Annotated in this window: 21 protein-coding genes; 14 read left to right on the forward strand and 7 right to left on the reverse strand. The window is 66.3% G+C overall.

Translation table 11 applies throughout. The features are described 5' to 3' along the window. The 5 genes from A5625_RS09660 to A5625_RS09675 form a co-directional block, all read left to right on the forward strand. The coding region (locus A5625_RS09660; RefSeq protein ID WP_304441887.1) for a pyrroline-5-carboxylate reductase at positions 1 to 370 on the forward strand (370 nt) is incomplete at its 5' end. Between the two features lie 138 nt (positions 371 to 508). Further along, positions 509 to 760, forward strand: coding sequence for a cell division/environmental response transcriptional regulator (locus tag A5625_RS09665; protein ID WP_066992137.1), 252 nt, complete (start codon positions 509 to 511; stop codon positions 758 to 760). Positions 761 to 906: 146 nt separating this feature from the next. Continuing rightward, on the forward strand, positions 907 to 1,008 hold the full coding sequence (locus tag A5625_RS28265) for a 30S ribosomal protein bS22 (RefSeq protein WP_003402602.1): 102 nt from the start codon (positions 907 to 909) through the stop codon (positions 1,006 to 1,008). Between the two features lie 50 nt (positions 1,009 to 1,058). Beyond that, positions 1,059 to 2,177 (forward strand): SDR family oxidoreductase, encoded by a 1,119-nt coding sequence (locus A5625_RS09670; protein ID WP_066992139.1) that lies wholly within the window; start codon positions 1,059 to 1,061, stop codon positions 2,175 to 2,177. Continuing rightward, on the forward strand, positions 2,159 to 3,247 hold the full coding sequence (locus tag A5625_RS09675; RefSeq protein ID WP_197516038.1) for a lysophospholipid acyltransferase family protein: 1,089 nt from the start codon (positions 2,159 to 2,161) through the stop codon (positions 3,245 to 3,247). Before A5625_RS09670 ends, A5625_RS09675 begins: the two co-directional genes overlap by 19 nt. Before the next feature lie 79 nt (positions 3,248 to 3,326). Here A5625_RS09675 and A5625_RS09680 read toward each other — a convergent pair whose 3' ends face one another. The 5 genes from A5625_RS09680 to A5625_RS09700 form a co-directional block, all read right to left on the reverse strand. Then, the gene (locus A5625_RS09680) at positions 3,327 to 4,256 is read right to left on the reverse strand and encodes a cyclopropane mycolic acid synthase family methyltransferase (protein WP_066992145.1); all 930 of its coding nucleotides are present in this window, start codon (positions 4,254 to 4,256) and stop codon (positions 3,327 to 3,329) included. After that, a complete protein-coding gene (locus A5625_RS09685) occupies positions 4,257 to 4,796 on the reverse strand; it encodes a MaoC family dehydratase N-terminal domain-containing protein (RefSeq protein WP_066992148.1) in 540 nt (179 codons plus the stop codon). It lies immediately after the preceding gene. A gap of 44 nt (positions 4,797 to 4,840) precedes the next feature. Then, positions 4,841 to 5,749 (reverse strand): HAD family phosphatase, encoded by a 909-nt coding sequence (locus tag A5625_RS09690; RefSeq protein ID WP_066992151.1) that lies wholly within the window; start codon positions 5,747 to 5,749, stop codon positions 4,841 to 4,843. A 146-nt stretch (positions 5,750 to 5,895) separates the two neighbouring features. Continuing rightward, positions 5,896 to 6,186: a WXG100 family type VII secretion target gene (locus A5625_RS09695; RefSeq protein ID WP_066992222.1), complete on the reverse strand. Its 291-nt coding sequence runs from the start codon at positions 6,184 to 6,186 to the stop codon at positions 5,896 to 5,898. Continuing rightward, positions 6,179 to 6,487, reverse strand: a complete 309-nt coding sequence (locus tag A5625_RS09700) for a WXG100 family type VII secretion target (protein WP_066992154.1) — start codon at positions 6,485 to 6,487, stop codon at positions 6,179 to 6,181. Before A5625_RS09700 ends, A5625_RS09695 begins: the two co-directional genes overlap by 8 nt. A gap of 59 nt (positions 6,488 to 6,546) precedes the next feature. Between A5625_RS09700 and A5625_RS09705 the strand changes: the two genes are divergently transcribed. From A5625_RS09705 to A5625_RS09740, 7 genes are all read left to right on the forward strand, one after another. Continuing rightward, on the forward strand, positions 6,547 to 6,816 hold the full coding sequence (locus A5625_RS09705) for a glutaredoxin family protein (RefSeq protein ID WP_066992226.1): 270 nt from the start codon (positions 6,547 to 6,549) through the stop codon (positions 6,814 to 6,816). A gap of 124 nt (positions 6,817 to 6,940) precedes the next feature. Further along, entirely contained in the window at positions 6,941 to 8,311 is a 1,371-nt protein-coding gene (locus tag A5625_RS09710; protein WP_066992157.1) for a glutamyl-tRNA reductase, read from the forward strand. 13 nt (positions 8,312 to 8,324) lie between these two features. Continuing rightward, the gene (hemC, locus tag A5625_RS09715) at positions 8,325 to 9,272 is read left to right on the forward strand and encodes a hydroxymethylbilane synthase (RefSeq protein WP_066992229.1); all 948 of its coding nucleotides are present in this window, start codon (positions 8,325 to 8,327) and stop codon (positions 9,270 to 9,272) included. 23 nt (positions 9,273 to 9,295) lie between these two features. After that, the gene (locus A5625_RS09720) at positions 9,296 to 10,954 is read left to right on the forward strand and encodes a uroporphyrinogen-III synthase (protein WP_066992160.1); all 1,659 of its coding nucleotides are present in this window, start codon (positions 9,296 to 9,298) and stop codon (positions 10,952 to 10,954) included. Positions 10,955 to 11,114: 160 nt separating this feature from the next. Beyond that, positions 11,115 to 12,098 carry a porphobilinogen synthase gene (gene hemB, locus A5625_RS09730; RefSeq protein WP_082984347.1) on the forward strand — a complete coding sequence of 328 codons (984 nt, stop codon included), beginning with the start codon at positions 11,115 to 11,117 and terminating at the stop codon, positions 12,096 to 12,098. A 1-nt stretch (position 12,099) separates the two neighbouring features. Beyond that, positions 12,100 to 12,672, forward strand: a complete 573-nt coding sequence (locus A5625_RS09735; RefSeq protein ID WP_066992232.1) for a DUF3093 family protein — start codon at positions 12,100 to 12,102, stop codon at positions 12,670 to 12,672. Beyond that, entirely contained in the window at positions 12,669 to 12,929 is a 261-nt protein-coding gene (locus A5625_RS09740; protein ID WP_066992166.1) for a hypothetical protein, read from the forward strand. Before A5625_RS09735 ends, A5625_RS09740 begins: the two co-directional genes overlap by 4 nt. On the opposite strand, the gene A5625_RS09745 is transcribed toward A5625_RS09740, so the two are convergent. Next, complete coding sequence (locus A5625_RS09745) at positions 12,913 to 13,353, reverse strand: STAS domain-containing protein (RefSeq protein ID WP_066992169.1); 441 nt, start codon at positions 13,351 to 13,353, stop codon at positions 12,913 to 12,915. The genes A5625_RS09740 and A5625_RS09745 overlap by 17 nt on opposite strands. A 363-nt stretch (positions 13,354 to 13,716) precedes the next feature. On the opposite strand from A5625_RS09745, the gene A5625_RS09750 reads away from it, so the two are divergent. Then, the gene (locus tag A5625_RS09750) at positions 13,717 to 14,952 is read left to right on the forward strand and encodes an acyltransferase (protein ID WP_066992172.1); all 1,236 of its coding nucleotides are present in this window, start codon (positions 13,717 to 13,719) and stop codon (positions 14,950 to 14,952) included. 90 nt (positions 14,953 to 15,042) lie between these two features. After that, the gene (locus A5625_RS09755; protein WP_066992175.1) at positions 15,043 to 15,729 is read left to right on the forward strand and encodes a GDSL lipase; all 687 of its coding nucleotides are present in this window, start codon (positions 15,043 to 15,045) and stop codon (positions 15,727 to 15,729) included. 1 nt (position 15,730) lies between these two features. On the opposite strand, the gene A5625_RS09760 is transcribed toward A5625_RS09755, so the two are convergent. Further along, positions 15,731 to 19,048, reverse strand: coding sequence for a LuxR C-terminal-related transcriptional regulator (locus tag A5625_RS09760; protein WP_082984349.1), 3,318 nt, complete (start codon positions 19,046 to 19,048; stop codon positions 15,731 to 15,733). Positions 19,049 to 19,088: the final 40 nt, after the last annotated feature.

The following is a 19,088-nucleotide window of genomic DNA, read 5'->3' on the forward strand; positions in this document are numbered from 1 at the left end:
TGCGGTGACCGCGCTCTCGGGTTCCGGCCCGGCCTATTTCTTCCTGTTGGTCGAAGCCCTTATCGACGCCGGCGTCGCGGCGGGGCTGAGCCGCGAGGTGGCCACCGATCTGACCGCGCAGACCATGGCCGGTTCGGCGGCGATGTTGCTGGAGCGGATGGACGCCGATCGGCGCCTCGGTGAGGACGAGGCGCCGGGGTCGCGGGTGGACACCACGGCAACCCAGCTGCGGGCGACGGTGACGTCGCCCGGTGGGACCACCGCGGCCGGTCTGCGCGCGCTGGAGCGAGGGGGCCTGCGAGCGGCCGTCGACGCCGCCGTTCAGGCCGCCAAAATGCGCTCTGAGCAGCTAAGAATTACATCAGAGTAATCCAAGTTTTTTGAACTGATTGTCCCCCACCAGTACCAGTAACCCCATTAGTCCCGCTATTCTCCTCTTGTAAGCGCGTGTCGGTGCCAGCGGAGGGGAAGCCGCTGGCATGCGCGTGCCTGACACGATTGGGTTGCGATGACGTCTAGTAACGGGCCATCAGCGCGAGATGCTGCAGGTAAGCCACGGGACGCCAGTTCCGTTGATCAGGGCAGGACGCAGTTTCTCACCGTCGCCGAGGTGGCGGCGTTGATGCGGGTGTCCAAGATGACGGTGTACCGATTGGTGCACAACGGCGAGCTACCCGCGGTCCGGGTGGGCCGGTCCTTCCGGGTGCACGCCAAGGCCGTCCACGACATGCTGGAGACCTCCTACTTCGACGCCGGCTGACGTGAAACGGTGCCGCTCGCGGGCGGCACCCAGGCTTCGCGGTTACCCGGCTAACGGTCGACGCCGGTTTGGTGTTCGGTGCGTTCTGCCGGGTAAAGTGTCCGGGTCCAATCTTTGAAGCAGGTCACGGTCAGAATGCGGAGTCCATGGGTTCAGTAATCAAGAAGCGGCGCAAGCGTATGTCGAAGAAGAAGCACCGCAAGCTGCTGCGTCGCACCCGAGTGCAGCGCAGAAAACTCGGCAAGTAACCCGTCCGCGGCGTAGTGCCGCCATCCCGCCTGCCCGCTAGGCTGTTCGGGTGGATCCGTCGAATGGGGAAAACACCGGGCCTGGCGAGGCGGCCGTGCATTACCCCAAGATCGTGCTGGTCACCGGCGCCTGCCGGTTTCTGGGCGGATACCTGACCGCTCGGCTCGCGCAGAACCCGATGATCAAAGGTGTCATCGCGGTGGACGCGATAGCCCCGAGCAAGGACATGCTGCGCCGGATGGGACGCGCCGAGTTTGTCCGGGCGGACATCCGAAATCCCTTCATAGCCAAGGTGATTCGCAACGGCGATGTGGACACGGTGGTGCACGCGGCGGCCGCGTCGTATGCACCGCGCTCCGGTGGCAGGGCGGCGTTGAAAGAGATCAACGTGATGGGCGCGATGCAGTTGTTCGCGGCCTGTCAGAAGGCGCCGTCGGTGCGCCGGGTGGTGCTCAAGTCGACGTCCGAGGTGTACGGCTCGAGTGCACACGATCCGGTGGTGTTCACCGAGGACAGCACCAGCCGACGGCCGTTCCGCGACGGTTTCGCCAAGGACAGTCTCGATATCGAGGCCTACGCGCGCGGATTGGGACGGCGCCGGCCCGACATCGCCGTGACGATCCTGCGGTTGGCCAACCTGATCGGCCCGGCGATGGACACCACGCTGTCGCGTTATCTGGCCGGACCTTTGGTGCCGACCATGTTCGGCCGCGACGCGCGACTGCAATTGCTGCACGAGCAGGATGCGCTGGGTGCGCTGGAGCGCGCGGCGATGGCCGGCAAGGCGGGCACGTTCAACATCGGCGCCGACGGCATCATCATGCTGTCGCAAGCGATCCGGCGGGCGGGCCGAATTCCTTTGCCTGTACCGGGTTTCGGTGTCTGGGCGCTGGATTCGTTGCGCCGTGCGAACCACTACAACGAGATCAGTCGTGATCAGTTTGATTATTTGAGTTACGGCCGCGTCATGGACACCAGCCGGATGCGTTCAGAGCTCGGCTACCAGCCGAAATGGTCCACCGCGGAAGCCTTTGACGACTATGTTCGGGGCCGAAGCTTGACTCCCATTATCGACCCACATCGGGTACGCTCCTGGGAAGGTCGCGCCATATCTCTAGCGCAGCGCTGGGGTAGCCGAAATCCAATTCCGTGGGGTGGGGTCAGGTAGGTATCGTGGCGGGTGAAACCAGAGCCAATGTCATTCCACTGCACACTAATCGGGGTCGGGTAGCGGCGCGTCGGAGAGCCGATCAAAGAGCAGAGTCAACTCGCCAGCATCCTTCTTTACTGTCCGATCCGAACGGTCGTGCATCGGCCGAGCAGATTGCCGCGGTGGTTCGCGAAATCGACCAGCACCGTCGCGCCGCCGGAGTTTCGTCCACCGATGTACCGCTCAATGATCTGGCGCAGCGCGTCGCCTCGGTTGCCGGATTCCTGCGCCAGCGACTGACCGGTGATTACAGCGTCGACGAGTTCGGCTTCGACCCGCACTTCAACAGCGCGATCGTCCGGCCGTTGCTGCGGGTGTTCTTCCGGTCCTGGTTCCGGGTCGAGGTGAGCGGGATCGAGAACCTGCCGGCCGACGGTGCCGCGCTGGTGGTGGCCAACCACGCCGGTGTGTTGCCGTTCGACGGGCTGATGCTGTCGGTGGCCGTCCACGACGAGCACCCCGCGCATCGCGAACTGCGGTTGCTCGCCGCCGACATGGTGTTCGATTTGCCGGTGGTGGGCGAGGCGGCCCGCAAGGCCGGCCACACCATGGCCTGCACGACGGACGCGCACCGGTTGCTCGCCGCCGGCGAGCTCACCGCCGTGTTCCCGGAGGGCTATAAGGGGCTGGGCAAGCGCTTCGAGGACCGCTACCGGCTGCAGCGGTTCGGCCGCGGCGGATTCGTCACGGCGGCGTTGCGGACCAAGGCGCCGATCATTCCCTGCTCGATCATCGGGTCCGAAGAGATCTATCCGATGCTGACCGACATCAAGCTGCTGGCCCGGCTGTTCGGGCTGCCCTATTTCCCGGTCACGCCGCTGTTTCCGCTGGCCGGGCCGGTGGGGCTGGTCCCGCTGCCGTCGAAATGGCACATCGCATTCGGTGAACCGATCTACACCGACGACTACGCCGCGTCCGACGCCGACGACCCGATGGTCACCTTCGAGCTGACTGACCAGGTGCGCGAAACCATCCAGCAGACGCTGTATCGGCTGCTCGCCGGCCGCCGCAACATCTTCTTCGGCTGAGCCGCGCAAATCGGCTGAGCCGCGCAAAAGGAAACGCCACCGCGGAATGCCGCGATGGCGTTGACCTTTGAGAAGCCGACTACTTGACCATGGTGAACTGGCAGACGTTGGTGTAGCCGTCCCGGAACAGGTCCGAGCAGCCCCGCAAGTACTTCAAGTAGATGTCGTAGGTCTCCTGCCCCTTGAGCTCGATCGCCTGTTCTTTGTGCGCCTCGAGGGCATCTCCCCAGGCGGTCAGCGTCGGGACGTAGTTCTTGCCGATGAAGTGGTGGCGCTCGATCTTGAAACCCGCGTCAGTCGCGTACTTGTCGACCAGGTCCACCTGGGGCAACTTTCCGCCCGGGTAGATCTCCTTCAGGATGAAGCTGATGAACCGCAGCAGGGTCATGTTCACCTTCAAGCCCATCGCGTTGCCCTCTTCGCGGCTGGGGACCACGATCGAGTGCAGCAGCATCCGGCCGTCGTCGGGCAGCAGGTCGTAGTACTTCTTGAAGAAAGTGGCGTAGCGCTCGTAGCCGGCGTCACCGGCCCCGTCGGCGAAGTGCTCGAACGCGCCCAGCGACACGATGCGGTCGATCGGAACGTCGCCGGGGAATTCCTCCCAGCCCTGGATCCGCACCTCCTTGCGGCGGGGGCTGTCCATCTTTTCGAACTCCGCCACGCAGTGGGCGTGCTGGTTCTCGCTGAGCGTCAGGCCGATGACGTTGACGTCGTATTCCTGCACGGCGTGCCGCATCGTCGAGCCCCATCCGCTGCCGATGTCCAGCAGCGTCATACCAGGCTCGAGGTTCAGCTTGTCCAGGGCAAGCTTGCGCTTGGCGTACTGCGCCTCCTCGAGCGTCTTGGTCAGATTCTGCGGGTCCGGGTTTTCGTCGAAGTAGCCGCAGCTGTAGGTCATCGATGGGTCAAGCCACAACTTGAAGAATTCATTCGACTTGTCGTAATGCGACCGGACTTTCTCGACCGGCGGCTTGAGCTGCGTGCTTCCCGCTTCCCCCTGTCCAGACATTTACAACGCCCCTAACTTTGCTGCGGATGTGGACTTTCCTGCAGATATGGATGCAACTGCTGCGGCGGTGGCTTCGACGTCCTCTTGATTTGAAGACTCTCCCAACATCGTGACGACACTTGTCACGATCGGCTTTCCATCGGCATCGGTCACTTCGCTGCGGATCTCCGCCAGCACGGTGCCATGGGACTCGATCACCGAGTCGAGGTAAGTGTCGAAGTACAGCCTATCGTGCGCCAGGATCGGCCGGTGGAACTTGAACTTCTGGTCGCGGTGGATAACCCGGGCGATGTTGATCGGGATGCTGAACTTGGTGAAGATCTCCAGCTGAACACGGCGACCGGCGATCGCGAGGAACGTCAGCGGCGCCACCATGTCGGAATACCCGGCATTTTCGGATTCACGCTCGTCGAAGTGCGCTGGGTGGTCGTCCTTGATCGCGAGCGCGAACTCACGGATCTTTTCGCGACCGACCTCGAAGTAATCCGGTGCGCGGTAATGGCTGCCGATAAGTCCTTCGGCTTCCTTGGGGACTGTCATGGCGCGTTGCCCTCCGCTCGATTGTGTCTCAGCGGCGCAGCTTATCAGCGTGATTGCCGTCGAGAGGCCAGCGCGGCCAGCGCACCACCGGCTGCGCCCAGGGCCAACGCCGACGGCACCCCGATCCGGGCCGCCTTGCGAGCGGTGCGGAAATCGCGAATCTCCCAGCCACGCTGCCGTGCCAGGGTGCGTAGCCGGGCATCGGGATTGATGGCGACGGCGGTGCCGACCAGCGACAGCATCGGCACGTCGTTGAAGCTGTCGGAGTAGGCGGTGCAGCGTTTCAGGTTGAGCCCCTCGCGAATGGCCAACGACCGCACGGCGTGCGCCTTGCCGGTGCCGTGCAAGATGTCGCCGACCAGCCGGCCGGTGAACACGCCGTCAACCGATTCGGCGACCGTGCCCAGCGCGCCGGTCAGACCGAGCCGGCGCGCGATGGTCGCGGCGAGTTCGTACGGCGTTGCGGTGATCAGCCACACCTGCTGGCCGGCGTCCAGATGCATCTGGGTGAGCTCGCGGGTGCCGGGCCAGATCTTGTCGGCGATGATTTCGTCGTAGATCTCCTCGCCCAGCGTGACCAGTTGTTCGACCGAGCGGCCCTCGATGAAGGCGAGTGCCTTGCGCCGGCCGGCGGCGACGTCGTCACTGTTCTCTGTGCCGAGGATCTGAAATTTGGCCTGCGCGTAGATGAATCCGATCACGTCGCGATAGGTGAAGTAGTTGCGGGTGGCCAGCCCGCGGCCGAAATGCACGGCCGACGAGCCCTGTACGAGCGTGTTGTCCACGTCGAAGAAGGCGGCGGCGGTCAGATCGATCGGGGGCTGCGGACGATCCTCCGAGGCTGCGGCTTCCTGCATGCCCTCGATCGCGCGGGCCGCACTGGCGTCCGCGGCCAGCGACTCCAGGTCAACGTAGCCCGTGGGGTCTGCGTTGGCCGGGTCAGAGGAAGTCATCGCCAAACCTCCTAGATCGCTGTGTTGCCTGGCGACCCAGCGGGTGCCCGATCTCCAACCCTATCCGGCAGATGGGCTGGGGGCGTTGGCGTGTCCCGGGCCGGTCGATGAGTCCGCCGCCGTCATACGCCAGCGGCGCCATTCGCTCACGACCACATACTCAGATTCGTCGACATGGCGCCGGTGTAGTTGCCGTGCGCGGTCGTGGCCACCTTCTCCAGTTGCACCAGCGCTGCGCGCATCATCGCCTCGCCGCGCACCCAATGCTGATGTGCCTCGGCATGCGCCGCTGCGGCATCACCCGTCCATGATGTGTGCAAACGCGTTACGCGAGAATCGATTTCGGCGATCACGTCTTCGGCGTAGCGCTGAAACGCTGACATCCGCTGCACCGCGTCGGCCAACGCCTGCGGATCCACCCGAAACGCCTCAACCACCACGCACCGCCCGCTCCGCCTCGGCAGACGCGGCCTCATTGCTCTGATAGGCCTCCCCGGCTTGGCCCACCAGCCGGGCCAGCATGGACAACCCGAGCTCTACCTCGCGGGCACCCCTGTGCCACAACTCCCACGCCGATCCGTATGCGGTCCCCGACACACCCTGCCAACCGCCCAACATCTGGCCCACTTGATCGTCGAGCTGGGACAGCTGAGCCGAAAGCTGCTCGGCCGCACCACCCAGCGATGCGGCAAAGCCCTGCACCACGACGGGATCGGCGCGCAGCGTTTCGTCGGCCATTATCGGAACATAACGCCTGGTAAATGGCCCCACAAGTCACCAATGCCACACTGGTGGCCATGACTCAAGCGACCGGTCGGCCGCAGGTGGAGCTGTTGACCCGCGACGGGTGCACCATCTGTGAGCGGGTACATGCCCGGTTGGCCGAACTGGCCGGTGAATGGGATTTCGACTTGTCGTTGACCGACGTCGATGCCGCCGCCGCGGCGGGCAACCCGGCGCTGCGCGCCGAGTTCGGCGACCGGCTGCCCGTGGTCCTGCTCGACGGCCGCGAACACAGCTACTGGGATATCGACGAGCCCCGGCTGCGGGCCGATCTCGGGCGCTGACCCTTCCGCTGCTGCGCAGCGGCGACCGTGGGGCGAATATTTGGTAGCCCAGCTGATAAACGTTTACCGTGGACAGCAGTTCAGTTACTGGAGGAAGCAAGGGAGCTGGCCAGGTGATGCTGCCGTGAGCGTCTTGCTCTTCGGGGTTTCGCACCGCAGTGCGCCGGTCTCCGTCCTGGAACAACTCAGCATTGACGAGGCCGATCAGGGCAAGATCGTCGACCGGGTGTTGCAGTCGCCACTGGTGACCGAGGCGATGGTGCTGTCCACATGCAACCGGGTCGAGGTCTACGCGGTGGTGGATGCGTTCCACGGCGGGTTGGCCGTGATCGGGCAGGTGTTGTCGGAACAGTCCGGGATGTCGATGGCCGACCTCACCAAGTACGCGTACGTGCGCTACAGCGAGGCCGCCGTCGAGCACCTGTTCGCGGTCGCCAGCGGCCTGGACTCCGCGGTGATCGGTGAGCAGCAGGTGCTTGGCCAGGTCCGTCGGGCTTATGCCAGCGCCGAGACCAATCGCACCGTCGGCCGCATCCTGCACGAGTTGGCCCAGCGGGCCCTGTCGGTGGGCAAGCGGGTGCATTCCGAAACCGCGATCGACGCCGCCGGCGCGTCTGTGGTGTCGGTCGCCCTCGACATGGCCGACCGTCGCCTGGGCGGGCTGTCCGGTAAGACGGCCGTCCTGGTCGGCGCCGGAGCGATGGGCGCCCTGGCCGCCGCGCATCTGTCTCGCGCCGGCATCCAGCGCGTGCACGTTCTCAACCGGTCGTTGTCACGGGCCCAGCGGCTGGCCCGCAAGATCCGCGACTGCGGTGTGCAGGCCGACGCGCTGCCCTTGGAGCGCCTGGCCGACACCGTGGCGGGTGCCGACGTCGTGGTGAGCTGCACCGGGGCGGTGAGCCCGGTGATCTCGCTGGCCGATGTGCACCACGCCCTGGCCGCCGCGCACCGCGACGAAGCGACGAACCCTCTGGTGATCTGCGACCTGGGCATGCCCCGCGACGTCGATCCGGCGGTAGCCGGACTGCCCGGTGTCTGGGTCGTCGATGTGGACCGCGTCCAGCATGAGCCTTCGGCCCACGCCACGGCCGCCGACGTTGACGCCGCCCGCACCATCGTGGCCACCGAAGTTGCTGCCTACCTGGCCGGACAGCGGATGGCCGAGGTCACCCCGACCGTGACGGCGCTGCGCCAGCGCGCCGCCGACGTGGTCGAAGCGGAGTTGCTGCGCCTGGACAACCGCCTGCCCGGACTCGAGAGCGCCCAGCGCGAAGAGGTGGCCCGCACCGTGCGCCGGGTGGTGGACAAATTGCTGCACGCGCCGACTGTGCGGATCAAACAGCTGGCCAGCGCGCCCGGCGGTGACAGCTACGCCGAGGCGTTGCGCGAACTCTTCGAACTTGACCAGACCGCCGTCGATGCCGTGGCTGCAGGTGAATTGCCAGTCATCGCAAACGGATTCGACGCGGACAACCCCAAACAAACCGCCGAGTAGGCGATTGGCGAACGTGATCCGGATAGGCACCCGGGGCAGCCTGTTGGCCACCACCCAGGCGGGGGTCGTCAGAGACGCTCTGATCGCATTGGGACACCCGGCGGAGCTGGTGACCATCACCACCGCGGGGGACCGGTCGTCGGCACCCATCGATTCCCTCGGGGTCGGCGTCTTCACCACGGCACTGCGCGAGGCGATGGACGAGGGTCGTGTCGACGCCGCGGTGCACTCCCATAAGGACCTCCCGACCGCCGACGATCCGCGGTTTGCTGTGGCGGCCATACCGCTGCGCAATGACCCGCGTGATGCGGTGGTGGCCCGGGATGGATTGGTGCTCGCGGAGTTGCCGGCCGGTTCGCTGGTGGGTACCTCCTCACCGCGGCGGGCCGCGCAGCTTAGAGCATTGGGTCTCGGTTTGGAAATTCGCCCCCTACGAGGCAACCTAGATACCAGGTTGAACAGGGTAAGCAGTGGTGATCTCGACGCGATCGTGGTAGCCCGGGCGGGACTGGCCCGGATCGGTCGCCTCGACGCCATCACCGAGACGCTAGAGCCGGTGCAGATGTTGCCAGCACCGGCTCAGGGCGCGCTCGCCGTCGAATGCCGCGCCGGTGATAGCCGGCTAGTGGCAGTGCTGGCGGAACTGGACGACGCCGACACCCGTGCGTCGGTCACCGCCGAGCGAGCCCTGTTGGCCGAACTGGAGGCCGGTTGCTCCGCACCGGTGGGCGCGATCGCCGAAGTGGTCGAGTCCATCGATGAGGAAGGCCGGGTCTTCGAAGAGCTGTCGCTGCGCGGTTGCGTGGCGGCGCTGGACGGGTCCGACGTGATCCGCGCATCTGGCATCGGGAGTCCCGGTCGGGCACGAGAGCTTGGGCTTTCGGTCGCCGCGGAGCTGTTCGAGCTGGGCGCCCGGGAACTGATGAGCGGAGCGCGGCAAGACCCGGCGCGAGGAAATTAAATGCGAGTTACCTGGGAGCGACAATGACGACGCGAGGGCGTAAGCCGACACCCGGCCGCATCACGTACGTGGGCTCAGGCCCGGGTGACCCGGGATTGCTGACGACCCGGGCCGCCACGGTGCTGGCGAACGCCGCCCTGGTGTTCACCGACCCTGACGTGCCTGAGCCGGTGCTGGCCCTGATCGGCAAAGACCTGCCACCGGTTTCCGGCCCGGCCCCGGCCGACCCGGCCGCCACCAACGGTGACGCGGGTGCCGACCAGGGCAAGGCCCAGCCTGCGGTGATATCCGGTGGTCCTGACATCCGCCCGGCGCTGGGCGATCCCGCCGAGGTGGCCAAGACACTGACCGCCGAAGCCCGGACGGGCGCCGACGTGGTGCGACTGGTGGCCGGTGACCCGCTGACGGTCGACGCGGTCATCACCGAGGTCAATGCCATTGCGCGCAGCCACCTGCACATCGAGATCGTGCCCGGGCTGTCGCCGAGTGATGCCGTCCCGACCTATGCGGGGCTGCCGCTGGGCTCTTCACACACGGTGGCCGATGTGCGCGCCGACGTGGACTGGGAGGCGCTGGCCGCCGCACCCGGTCCGCTGATCCTGCAGGCCACGTCGTCGCACCTGGCCGAGGCCGCGCGCACGCTGATCGAGCATGAGCTCGCCGAGAACACCCCGTGTGTGGTGACCGCGCACGGCACCACCTGCCAGCAGCGGTCGATCGAGACCACGCTGCACGGCCTGACCGACTCGGCGGTGCTGGGCGGCACCGACCCCGCCGGGCCGTTGACCGGCCCGCTGGTGGTGACCATCGGCAAGACGGTGGCCAGCCGGGCGAAGTTGAACTGGTGGGAGAGCCGCGCGCTGTACGGCTGGACCGTGTTGGTGCCGCGCACCAAGGACCAGGCCGGCGAGATGAGCGAGCGCCTGACGTCCTACGGTGCGTTGCCGATCGAGGTGCCGACCATTGCCGTCGAGCCGCCGCGCAGCCCCGCTCAGATGGAGCGGGCCGTCAAGGGATTGGTCGACGGCCGGTTCCAGTGGGTGGTGTTCACCTCCACCAACGCGGTGCGTGCGGTGTGGGAGAAGTTCGGCGAGTTCGGTCTGGACGCGCGCGCGTTCTCCGGGGTGAAGATCGCCTGTGTGGGCGAGTCGACCGCCGACCGGGTGCGGGCGTTCGGGATCAGCCCCGAACTGGTGCCGGCCGGGGAGCAGTCCTCGCTGGGTCTGCTGGACGACTTCCCGCCCTACGACAGCATTTTCGACCCGGTCAACCGGGTTCTGTTGCCGCGGGCCGACATCGCCACCGAGACGCTGGCCGAGGGGCTGCGTGAACGTGGTTGGGAGATCGAGGATGTCACCGCGTACCGGACGGTGAGGGCTGCCCCGCCGCCGGCCGAAACGCGGGAGATGATCAAGACCGGCGGCTTCGACGCGGTCTGCTTCACGTCCAGCTCCACGGTGCGAAACCTGGTCGGTATCGCCGGCAAGCCGCACGCCCGGACCATCATCGCCTGCATCGGTCCCAAGACTGCTGAGACCGCAGCGGAATTCGGTCTGCGGGTGGATGTCCAGCCGGAGACCGCCGCGGTTGGTCCGCTGGTCGATGCGTTGGCCGAACACGCTGCGCGGTTGCGCGCCGAGGGCGCGCTGCCACCGCCGCGCAAAAAGAGCCGCAGGCGCTAGTGGCGATCGCAAGCGCGGCGCAGCCGGGCGCGGCGGGTCGCCACCATGATGTAGTGGCGATCGCAAGCGCGGCGCAGCCGGGCGCGGCGGGTCGCCACCATGATGTAGTGGCGATCGCAAGCGCGCTGGGTTGCGTGCGGCGGGTCGCCAGTCAACCAGCATGAGCGCCTTCCCCCGGCAGCGACCGCGCCGGCTGCGTTCGACGCCTGCACTGCGCCGTTTGGTGGCGCAAACGTCTTTGGAGCCAAGGCATTTGGTGCTGCCAATGTTCGTCGCAGACGGTATCGACGAACCCACGCCGATCAGTTCCATGCCGGGCGTGGTGCAGCACACCCGTGACTCGTTGCGCGGCGCGGCCGCCAGCGCCGTCGCGGCAGGGGTGGGCGGGCTGATGCTGTTCGGCGTCCCCCGCGATGCGGACAAGGACTCGATCGGGTCGGTAGGGACCGACCCCGACGGCATCCTCAACGTCGCGCTGCGGGACTTGGCCAAGGACCTTGGCGAGGCCACCGTGCTGATGGCCGACACCTGCCTGGACGAGTTCACCGACCACGGACACTGCGGCGTGCTCGACAACCGGGGACGCGTCGACAACGACGCCACCGTGGCCCGCTATGTGGAACTTGCTGTGGCGCAAGCGGAATCGGGAGCTCATGTGGTCGGGCCGAGCGGCATGATGGATGGTCAGGTGGGCGCCATTCGCGACGGTTTGGACGCCGCAGGCTTCACCGACGTGGCGGTTCTGGCTTACGCCGCCAAGTTCGCCTCGGTGTTCTACGGCCCGTTCCGGGAAGCCGTCAGTTCCAGCCTGTCCGGAGACCGGCGCACCTATCAGCAGGAGGCGGGCAACGGCCGGGAGGCGCTGCGCGAGATCGAACTCGATCTCGACGAGGGCGCAGACATCGTGATGATCAAGCCGGCGATGAGTTATCTCGACGTGGTCGCCGCCGCGGCGGACGTCTCGCGCGTTCCCGTCGCCGCATATCAAGTGTCGGGGGAGTACGCGATGATTTGCGCTGCGGCGGCTAACAATTGGATCGACGAGCGCGCTGCGGCGCTGGAGTCGCTCACCAGCATCCGGCGCGCCGGAGCCGATATCGTTCTCACCTATTGGGCCGCGGATGCGGCAGGGTGGCTTTCGTGAGATGGGGCTTGCTTTGACATCAGGGTCTAGCGGCAGCGACACACAACCCAAGCCGTTGTTCTACGAACCCGGCGCCAGCTGGTGGTGGGTGGCGTGCGGGCCGGCAGCGGCGGCTTCCATGATCCTGATCGAAATCTGGAGCGGTGCGGCGGTGTCGCTGGTGGTGCCCGCGGCCTTCCTGGTCCTGGTGTCGGCGTTCCTGGGGTTGCAGGTGAAGGCGGCCAGGATCCACGTCTCGGTCGAGCTCACCGAAGATGCGCTGCGCCAAGGCACCGAAACAATCTTGGTACGCGAAATCCTGAAGGTGTATCCCGAGCCCGAGAACCACGAAGCGTCCGGCAAAGACCTGGCGCGGTGGCAATCGTCGCGGGCGCTCGGCGAGTTGGTCGGGGTGCCGCGCGGCCGCGTCGGCATCGGCCTCAAGCTCACCGGCGAACGCACCGCCCAGGCGTGGGCGCGTCGCCATCGTCAGCTGCGGGCGGCGCTGACCCCACTGGTCCAGGAGCGGGTGGAGCCCACTCGATCCGACGTCGTCGATGCGGATCGGGACGACGAGACGGGCGCGGAGCAGTGAATGCCCGCCACCGCGCGCTGTTCGAGCTCGGCCTGGCCTGCGCCGCGCTGGTGTGCTCGGGACTGAGCTGGTCGCATTCGCGTCACACCGTGTCGGTGGCGCCGATCGCGGACGGGCAGCCCTCCACCACGTCGCTGGTGTATGACCCGCAGCTATTGCTGCTGACGCTGGTGTTGCTGACGAGTGCCGGGGTGTTGGCGGTCGTCGGGGCCGCCCGGCTGCGGCGCGTCCGCTCGGGCGCTACGGCGTCTTCTTGACGAGCGGCAAGGTCATCCGACGGCGCAGTGCGATGGCGTCGGCCCGATCCTGCAGGGCCTCGTGGACCGAGCGCATCAGCGGAAAACTGGCGTCGTGACCGGTGTGATCGAGCACCTCGGTTACCGCTGAGCTGGCGACCAGGGTCCAATCCACGCCTGCGGAGCGACAATCGGCATCGAATGCGTACAGCAGCGAGATGCCGGCCTCAGCAAATTCGGTGACATCGGCCACGTCGAGTACCACAGGGTTTTCCCCGAGCGTGAAGCGAGCGATGTGGTCGCTGATGCGGTCGACATTCCGGTCGTGGACCTCGCCGCGGATGTGCACGACCGTCGCCAGGTGGCGATGGTGCGCGCGGACCTGTGCGCCATCGCAGTCGAACACGCAGTTATCGCGGCCAGTCGCACTGCCTGCGATCGTCATGAGGACCCCTCACTCTCCGTCGCGTTCGCGCCGTCTCTGGGGCGCCTCAGCGCTCACCAAAGGGTGATTCGAACGTTAGGCCGCAAGCCTAAGGAGACCGGAAGCCGCGTCTAACGCTTCGCTAAGAAGCATTGCGACCGCGTTGCGACGCCACGATGAGCAAACGCCCAGCGGAGTGTCGGTTCGGCTAAGCGGCTGGAAGGGCGCATGCCACACCACAACCGTCCGCCCATACCGGCGATTGCGCTGCTAGGCTGCCTAGGCTGCCGGTTGCCAGTCGGGGGGCTTGTGAAAAGGCGAGGATTCCCGCTCAGCCCAAGTAGCTGGACAACGAAACAGCAGGATTCGGACGGGAAGAGCAGCGTGCGGGGCGGAGAGATCAAGGGCGAGATCAGGGCCCTGACGGGACTCCGAATCGTCGCCGCGCTCTGGGTGGTGCTGTTTCACTTTCGGCCGATGCTCGGCGACGTGTCGCCCGATTTCCGCGACGCCCTTGCGCCGGTGCTCAATTGCGGTGCCCAGGGCGTAGACCTCTTCTTCATCCTCAGCGGGTTCGTGCTGACGTACAACTATCTCGACCGCATGGGGCGGTCCTGGTCGACCCGCGCGACCCTGCATTTCCTGTGGCTGCGGTTGGCCCGGGTGTGGCCGGTGTATTTGGTCACCTTGCACCTTGCCGCTTTGTGGGTGATTTTCACCCTGCACGTCGGACATGTGCCCTCGCCGGACGCCGCTGAGCTGACCGCGATCAGCTATGTGCGGCAAGTCTTGTTGGTGCAGTTGTGGTTCGTGCCGTTCTTCGATGACTCGAGTTGGGACGGGCCGGCCTGGTCGATCAGTGCCGAGTGGCTGGCGTACGTCCTGTTTGCCCTGATGGTGTTGGTCCTGTTACGGATGAAGCAGGCCACCCGGGCGCGCAGCCTGATGATGCTGGCATTCGCGGCATCGTTGCCGCCGGTGGTGATGTTGCTTGCCAGCGGCCATTTCTACACACCGTGGAGCTGGCTACCGCGGATCGTCACGCAGTTCACCGCCGGCGCACTGGCCTGTGCCGCGATACGCAGGCTGCGGCTGACCGACCGGGGCCGTCGCGTCGCGGGATACGTCTCGCTGTTTTTGCTGGCCGCCATGGTGGGCGTGCTGTATTGGTTTGGTGCGCACCCGATATCGGGTGTGGTGGAGAACGACAGCGGTGGCGTCGTCGACGTCTTGTTCATTCCGCTGGTGATAACGCTGGCCGTCGGGCTCGGGAGCCTGCCCGCAGTGTTGTCCACCCGGGTGATGGTGTACGGCGGCAAAATTTCGTTCTGTCTCTACATGGTGCACGAGTTGGTGCACACGGCCTGGGGATGGGCCGTGGAGCAGTTCGAGCTGCCAACCCTGGACAACCCGTGGAAATGGAACGTCATCGGCCTGCTCGCGATTGCCCTGGGCGCCTCGGCCGCGTTGTATCACGGCGTCGAAGAGCCCGCCCGCCGGTGGATGCGCAAGATGGTCGATGTCCGAGCCGTGAGCGCTCGAAGCGATCCCGGCGAATCAAACACTAACCTGCATCCGATCGACCGTCCGCTGGAAGCGGTTTCGGCTCGCGCGGTGTGATGGTCGCCTCAGCGGCCTGCCGCGACTCACGGGGAATACTCGATGAGGACGGGGCGAACCCCTACGATGCCCTTGACAGTGGAGGTGAGAGTGAGTCGTCTGGCCACTTTTCTCATTGGGTTGAGTTTTTTGGCCGGCGTGGGCATCGCATACCCGGCGCAGGTGCGTACCTACGAGACGCTGACGCTGGACTTCCGGCTGAATCACGTAGCAGTGGTGGGAGATTCGTACACCACCGGCACCAATGAAGGCGGTCTGGGGTCGCGATCGTGGACGTCGCGCGCCTGGCAGGTACTCAGCTCGCGGGGTTCGCGGATCTCGGGCAGTGTGGCGGCCGAGGGCAGAGCCGGTTATGCCACGCCCGGCGATCACGGCAGTATCTTCGAGGATCTGACCGCCCGGGCGGTCCAGCCCGACGACGCGCTGGTGGTCTTCTTCGGCTCCCGCAACGATCAGGGTGTTGATCCGGCAACGCTGACCGTAAAGACGCACGCTGCTTTGGATCTGGCGCGCCAGTTGGCGCCCGCCGCGCGGTTGCTGGTGATCGGACCGCCGTGGCCCACCGCCGACGTTCCGCCGTCGATGTTTCTGATTCGCGACATTCTCGGTGGGGCGGCCGGGGCGGCCGGGGCGACGTTCATCGACCCGATCGCCGAGCATTGGTTCGTCGGCCGGCCCGACCTGATCGGTGCCGATGGTGTCCACCCGAATGACGCGGGGCACCAATACATGGCGGACAAGATCGCGCCGCTCATCTGTACCCAGTTGTCGACCTGAGTCAGGTGTGCCGGGCCGCTTCCTGAACGAGCTGAACGCGCGATGACACACCGAGTTTGGCGTAGATGTGCGTCAGGTGCGTCTGCACGGTGCGCGGCGAGACGAACAGTCGCGCGGCGATGTCCTTGTTCGGCAACCCTTCGCTGACCAGCCGGACGACGTCGAGCTCGGTGGGCGTGAGTGACTCCCATCCGCTGGCCGGGCGTCCGCGTGCACCGCGACCTCGCTGCGCGTAACCGATCGCCTCGTCGGTGGACAGTGCGGCGCCCGCCGAGCAGGCTGATTCAAAGGCATTTCGCCCCAATGCTTCTCGTGTCTTTTCCACGGCAGCGTCATAGCCGGCTTGAAATGCAGCGAAGCGTGCCGCGCTGTGGCGGTGCCGCATGCCCTCGGCCGCACCGAACAGCCGCGCGGCGTATTCGGGGTTGGTGTCGGCAGTCAGTGCGGCGAGGCGTTCGAGTGTGTCGGGAAGGAACATGTATCCGCCGGTGCGCCCGGCGACTTCGATGGCGTCGTGCAGGTCGCGTTCGGCCTGCTGCGGCTCGCCTTGCGCATTGGCGACTCCGGCCCGTGCCGTCAGCGCCATCACTTGATGACATCCAGGAACCACGGCAGCGGCGACGTCCGCCCATTTCCGGGCGGCCACCAGGTCACCACAGCACCTGGTCGCCTCGGCCATCGGCGCCAGGCTTCGTATGAATAATTCCTTCAGCGAAGAGGTTGATTGCCAGGCCGCGTCACAGGCTTCCTTGGCCGCGGTGACGTTACCGAGGGCCAATTCGGCGTTGGCCAGCGCCACGTAGGCGGTGTCCTCGTGGAAGCCACCTATGGCAGCACCGTTCTCCAGGGCGGTGTGCGCCGCGGTGCGGCCCGCAGGCGCATCGCCGGTGAAAGTCAGCGACTGCGACAGGGTCATCAAACCAAACGTTTCCATCGCGAGATCCTGTGCGGCGCGCGCTTCGTCGACCAGGGCACGCGACACCCGCAATGCCTCGGCGAACTTGCCCTGCATCGCCAGCGTGCCGCTGAGGAACACCCGGCTGTACCGCGACATGAAGCTGTCGCCCAGCCCGTCGGCCAGGGCGCGCCCTTCCTCGCCGGCCGCCTGGGAGGCGACGAGATCACCGGCGACATTGCCGATGAAGCATTGGTAGGCCCGCACGTGGTACAGCGTGACGCCGTCGCTCGCGGCGCGGGCCAGGTCGGCCGCCTCGGTGAAATACGGACCTGGCCGCTCGGGGGTGTTTATCGTCAGGATGCCGCAGGTCATCAGGCAGTGCGCGACCAGTGCCTGGTCGTTCAATCCGCGTGCCGCCGCGAGGGCTTCTTCCGCCCGTTGCAGGTTGGTTGGGGCGGAGAACCACACCGCCAGCACACCAGCGTCGGCAACCGCACGTATCCAGACCTCGGGTGCGACGTCGGTGTCGCGGTATCGCTCGTCGGTGAAGACCGCGTCGAACCCGGCCACACCTTCGCGAAATCGCCCGCGCGTCACCCAAAGTCGCTGTAGCGACGAGACGACCTGCAACGCCGGTCCGAATTCGCCTGCGTCACAACTCCACGCGTGCGCCGCCCGCAGGTTGTCCATCTCGAGCTCGGCCCACGGGACCAACGGTGTGCCATCACCGCGCATCTGCGATTTCAGGGTCACCGCGGCCGCGGTGTAGTGGTCGCGGTGCCGGGTCCGCACCGCCTCGGCTTCGCCCGACTCGGCCAGCTTTTCCAGACCGTACTGGCGGACGGTCTCCAGCAGGCGATAGCGCATCAGGCCGTTGATTTCCTCGGTGACCACCAGCGACTTGTCGACAAGCAGCCCCAGCAGATCGATGAGCTGAAAATGCTCCACCTCGGTGCCGGCGCCTACGGCGTGCGCGGCGTCCAGGTCGAAACCGCCCATGAACACCGCCAACCGGCGAAACAGAATCCGCTCCGGCTCGGTGAGCATGGCGTGGGACCAGTCGATGGACGCGCGCAGCGTCTGCTGACGGCGGACCGCGGTACGCGCACCCCCGGCGAGTAGCCGAAAGTTGTGATGCAGCCCGTCGAGGATCTGGGTCAACGACAGTGTGCGGGTCCGTGCGGCTGCCAACTCGATGGCCAGCGGCATGCCGTCCAGTCGCCGGCAGATCTCCGCGATCACCGGCGAATTCTCTTCGGTGACGCGGAAATCCGGTCTGGTGCGGCGGGCACGGTCGCCGAACAATTCGACGGCTTCACCGTCGGCCGACAGCGAGGGCACCCGCCAGGTGAGCTCTCCGGCGATGCCGATCGGTTCCCGGCTGGTCGCCAGCACGGTCACATCCGGCCCGGCCTCCAGCAGAGCCATCACCAGGTCAGCGCTGGCGTCCAGCAGGTGCTCGCAATTGTCGAGCAACAGCAACATCTTTCGGTTGTGCACGAATCTGGACAGCGTCTCCATGATGGACCGGCCCGGCTGATCGGGTAGGCCCAACGTTCGCGCCACGGAGACCGGGACCATCAGGGGGTGGGTGAGCGGAGCAAGGTCGACGAACCATGCTCCGGCGGCGAACTCGCCCGCAACCTGCTCGGCGATCTGAACCGCCAAACGTGTCTTACCGACACCCCCCGCACCGGTCAGGGTGACCAACCTGTTGTCCTTCAAAATCGCTACCACGTCACTGATCTGGGCGGCCCGTCCCACGAAGCGGGTCAGTTGGCTCGGAAGACGCGAATTCACAACGTCATTCGCGGTGCGCAACGGCGGAAAGTCATTGGGCAGGTCCGGATGGTTGAGCTGCACGACGCGTTCCGGGCGCGGTAGATCCCGCAGGGAATGCTCGCCCAGGTCGGTCAGCCAGGCATCGGCCGGTAGCCGGTCGATCACCAATGGTTCGGTCGCTCCGGAAAGCACGGTCTGCCCGCCGTGCGCGAGGTCGCGCAGCCGTGCGGTCCGATTGATGGTGGGTCCGGCGTAGTTGCCGGCATCGCGCAACTGGATTTCACCGGTGTGCACGCCGATGCGAATCCGGATCGGCGACTGCACGGTTAGCTGGATCTGGAGCGCACAGGCAACGGCGTCGCTGGCGCGGGCGAACGCCGCCACGAAGCTGTCGCCCTCGCCCTGCTCGACGGGCCGCACGCCACCGTAGTCCGCGACCAGATCGTTCACGCTGTGATTGAGCCGCTCCAGCGCGACTGCCATGGTGTCGGACTGGGTTTCCCACAACCGCGTGGAGCCTTCGACGTCGGCGAGCAGCAACGTCACGGTCCCGGTGGGCAGCTCGCTCACGATCTGCTCGCTCCAAGTCAGCAGCGGCATGTCCGCTGGTGGATCAATTCCGATCATGTTAGCCAGCATGGGGCGTGCCCCGAGGCGAAAACATCGGCACAATCGCGTA

Source organism: Mycobacterium sp. 1465703.0, from assembly GCF_001672975.1.
Lineage (GTDB): Bacteria > Actinomycetota > Actinomycetes > Mycobacteriales > Mycobacteriaceae > Mycobacterium.